Here is a 2,827-nt window from a genome sequence, read left to right as displayed (position 1 = left end):
GTCTTCTGTTGGCAGGCGAAACGATCGATCGAGTTCTTTCCGCTACCTAGGGCATTTTCTATGACCGAAATGCCCTATTTGTGCTGGGCTTTTTTATACACTAGCACTGGGGTGAATAGTTACATGACGGGAACAACAGGTCGCCAACGTGTTCCCAAAGAAGTATTTGAACAAGAGTTAACGATTGCTTTACCACCTATAGATGAACAAAAGAAAATAGGTGAAATTTTATACAATTACGATAAGAAGATAGATCACGAAAAAAGATGGAAGAATCAACTTCAAACAATCAAAAAAGGTCTCATGCAAGTCCTATTAACAGGCAAAGTCCGGGTGAAAGTCGATGATGAGGTGATGTCACAGTGACCGCCGCAAGTGAATGGAATGAATTAAATCTTGTAGAAAAACGTTTGATTCATCAGCTTCAAGAGTTGGGCTATGAGCATGTACCAGGCTCAGCTCTTGAGTCTGAACGTGATTCATTAAGTGAAGTCATTTTGAAGGAACGGTTAAAAAAAGCGATTCAGCGGTTAAATCCTTGGATTGATGATAATAACCTTGTTCGCATCATTTACAATCTCACTCATATCGAAGCGACAGGGTTAATGCAAGCGAATGAAAAGTTCCATGAAATGCTTGTGAACTATATTTCGATTCAACAAGATTTAGGAAAAGGGAAAAAGAATCAGACTGTTAAACTCATTGATTTTGATAACCCTTATAACAACGAATTTCTTGTTGTTGACCAGTTCCGTATTCAAGATGCAAGAGGGACGATTCGCCCTGATCTCGTTATCTTTGTGAACGGATTGCCTTTAGTCGTCGTCGAATGTAAAAGTCCAACGTTACAAGAAGATACGCAAATTTCAAAAGCGGTCAATCAATTACGCCGCTATCAAGAAACTCATGAGCAACTTTTTTACTATAACCAGTTTATGATTGCGACAAGCAATTATCGTGCAAAAGCGGGAACGATTGGTGCAAAAGTGCAACATTACGGCGAGTGGAAAGATCCGTATCCAAGAACGGTGACTGAACTTGGCGACTCTCCAACAAAACAAGACATCTTAGTTGCAGGGATGTTAGCAAAAGAAAACTTGCTTGATTTGATCCAAAACTTCATCGTTTTTGAAGTCGATGGCGGACGGGTGATTAAAAAGATTGCCCGCTATCAACAATTCCGTGCTGTCAATAAAGCGATTCATCGCATTTTACATGCAAAAACACCAAAAGATCGCGGCGGGGTGATTTGGCATACACAAGGTTCAGGTAAATCGTTAACAATGTTATATTTAGCTGTAAAACTTAGAAGAATTAAAGAGTTGCAAAACCCAACGATTGTCGTTGTCACCGACCGCAAAGACTTAGATGATCAAATTACAAAAACATTCCGTAAGTGCGGTTTCCCGAATCCGCAACAAGCGGAAAGCGTCAAAGATTTGAAAAGGTTATTACAGCAAGGTCCGGGATCCACGATTATGACGCTTGTGCAAAAGTTCCAACCAGATAAGGAGCAAGACGAGTATCCAGAACTTTCAAGGTCGGAAAATATTTTTGTGTTAGTCGACGAGTCGCACCGTACGCAATATAAAGGTCTAGCGATGAACATGCGGAAAGGCTTACCGAATGCATGTTATCTCGGCTTTACAGGAACACCGATCGATAAAGAAGATAAAAGTACAACACGAACGTTCGGTTCTTATATTGACAAATATACGATTGAGCAAGCGGTCGATGATGGAGCAACCGTTCCAATCTTCTACGAAGCTCGAATGGTCAACCTTCATTTACAAGGCGAGTCACTAGATCGCTTATTTGATCGTAAATTTAGTGATTATAGCGAAGAAGACCGTGAGCGTATTAAAAAGAAATATGCAAAGGAAGAAGCAATCTTAGCCGCTCCGAGCCGCATTGAGCAGATTGCTTTAGATATTGTAGAACACTTTGAAAATTATATCTTACCAAACGGTTTTAAAGCGCAAGTGGTGGCGGTGAACCGTGAAGCGGCGGCGATTTATAAACAAAAGCTAGATGAACTCATTAATGGAAAATATGAAACAGCATTAATTATTTCAACAGGACAAGAAGACAAAAACAATGAACTATTAAAAGACTACTCCCTTTCTCGTGAAGAAGAAAAGCAATTAATTGAGCGATTCAAAAAGCCATTTGAAGAAGATAAACTAGCGATTTTAATTGTTTGTGATAAGCTTCTCACAGGCTTTGACGCACCAATCGAGCAAGTTATGTACTTAGATAAACCGTTAAAAGAGCATAACCTTCTTCAAGCAATTGCTCGTACAAATCGTACATATGAAGGAAAAACATATGGACTCATTGTGGACTACTTTGGGGTATCGAAATTTTTGGAAAAAGCGTTAGCGATTTTCTCTAAACAAGATATTCAAGGAGCGTTGTTGCCGATTGAAAGCGAGTTGCCAAAGTTAAAACAAGCCCACCGAAAAGCAATGAGCTTTTTTGACTATATCAACCGAAGTGATGCCGATGCATGCGTTCAAGTATTAGAGCCTGAAGATGTGCGTCACGAGTTTGAAAAAGCGTTTAAAGAGTTTTCCAAACGAATGGATATGATTTTACCGAACCCTGAAGCTTCTCCATATGTAGAAGACTTAAAGTTTTTAGGGAAAGTACGGCAAATGGCAAAAACGTTATATCGTGATGAACAAATGGATATTTCCGAGGTAACTATTCAGCCACATCATAAAGTGAGCTGAATATTTTTTGCTTTTCCTGTCTATGATGTGAATATTGATAGACAAGGAGGTGAATCACATGTTGACGGTACAACAAGCTGTATTTACAGTTG

General features: G+C 39.4%; 1 protein-coding gene and 1 pseudogene. Both read left to right on the top strand.

All coding sequences use genetic code 11. From position 1 onward, the window contains the following. On the top strand, positions 1-366 hold a 366-nt coding region (locus K1I44_RS14860), incomplete at its 5' end, for a restriction endonuclease subunit S (RefSeq protein ID WP_219986615.1). Next, positions 363-2,702 (top strand): annotated as a pseudogene (locus K1I44_RS14855) (type I restriction endonuclease subunit R); the annotation flags it as partial. The gene K1I44_RS14860 and the pseudogene K1I44_RS14855, both read left to right, overlap by 4 nt. Between the last annotated feature and the right edge of the window lie 125 nt (positions 2,703-2,827).

Source organism: Anoxybacillus sp. ST4 (assembly GCF_019448545.1).
Lineage (GTDB): Bacteria > Bacillota > Bacilli > Bacillales > Anoxybacillaceae > Anoxybacillus > Anoxybacillus pushchinoensis.
This window is presented reverse-complemented; position numbering and strand designations above follow the sequence as displayed.